Here is a 1,530-nt window from a genome sequence, read left to right as displayed (position 1 = left end):
ATATCCCACTTTCTATGCGTAAGCGGAGAACATAGGCATGGAAGCAGCTCAGTTCATCTACAACGGCCGTACCCGCAATTTTTTTAACACTCTGGTCGAAAATCTTCAGCAGTGTACAGAATTTAAAATCAGCGTGGCTTTTATTACTTACGGTGGCTTGCAGGTTCTTCTTGAAACACTGGCGGAGCTTTCTAAAAAAAATATTCCGGGCGAGATTCTTACGACTACTTACCAGAACATGACCACTCCTTCGGTTCTCAAAAGGCTTTCTGAGTTTCCAAATATCAAACTCAAAATCTATGTTCCACCGACTACAACAGACGGCTTTCATGCAAAAGGCTATCTTTTTCACAAGTCTTTTACAGGCAGCGACCAGTGGACGGTGATTATCGGCTCATCAAACATTACAGGCCGGGCATTAAAAACAAATGTTGAATGGAATGTGCTTCAAAATGAGTCCACTGGACAGGCTCAGGAACCTGGAGTTTTTGCAAAATCTGTGCTCGATGAATTTGAGCAGCTTTGGAAGAGTCCCTGGGCACAAAAATATTCTGATGATTTCCTGATTTCCTACCGGGACTATCTTGCCCGCATAAAGAAAAATGTTCAGACACAAAAAGCCACAGAACTCTTTGCTTACGAACACAGTCAGGCAATACAACCAAATGCAATGCAGCAGGAAGCAATTGTAAAACTTGATAAACTGAGAAAAGCCGGAGCAAATAAAGCTCTTGCAATTGCAGCAACCGGAAGCGGTAAGACTTACATGTCGGTTTTTGATGCACTGCAGTTTAAGCCTAAACGATTACTTTTTATCGTTCACCGGGAAGACATCCTCAAAAAGGCAAAAGAATCATTTGATACAGTTTGTGGTGCAGTCGGAAAAAATTATCATTCCGGTTTTTATACAGGTAATCAAAAAGACAAAGACTGTTCCTATCTTTTTGCAACCCGAGATACAATGAGCCGGCACTACGAGGAATTTTCTCCGGACAATTTTGATTACATCGTCATAGACGAAGCCCATCATGCATCAAGTGAAAGTTATCAGAAAATCATTTCATATTTTAAGCCGGAATTTTTACTTGGTCTTACTGCAACTCCTGAACGCAGCGACAACGGTGACATCTATTCCCTTTTTGACAACAATGTGGCTGTGGAAATCCGTTTGAGACAAGCCCTTGAATATAACCTTATCTGCCCTTTTCATTATTTTGGTTTGGCAGACGCAGAAGGAATTGATTATTCAAAAATCAAAGCTGAGCCTGGAACAAGCGAATACACAGAAGAAATTGCAAAAATGCTCATGGTTGGACATCGTGTTGATTATATCATCGAAAAAATGAAGTTTTATGGGCACGATGCAGAAAAACCAAAAGTTTTAGGATTTTGTCAGACAATCAAGCATGCAAAATACATGGCACAGGAATTTTGTGCACGAGGAATTTCTGCCGTAGCACTTTCCAGCGAAGACAACAAAAGTATTGATGAGCGCATTGCATTTACAAAACGACTTGAAGATGACGATGA

1 protein-coding gene is annotated in these 1,530 nt (G+C 40.7%); it reads left to right on the top strand.

What is annotated here, in order from left to right; genetic code table 11:
* Positions 1–37 precede the first annotated feature (37 nt).
* On the top strand, positions 38–1,530 hold a 1,493-nt coding region (locus ACKI5B_RS12795), incomplete at its 3' end, for a DEAD/DEAH box helicase (RefSeq protein ID WP_407429377.1).

The organism is Treponema sp. (assembly GCF_045657965.1).
GTDB lineage: Bacteria > Spirochaetota > Spirochaetia > Treponematales > Treponemataceae > Treponema_D.
Note: the sequence above shows the minus strand (reverse complement) of the source record. Positions and strands in the feature narration are given on the sequence as shown.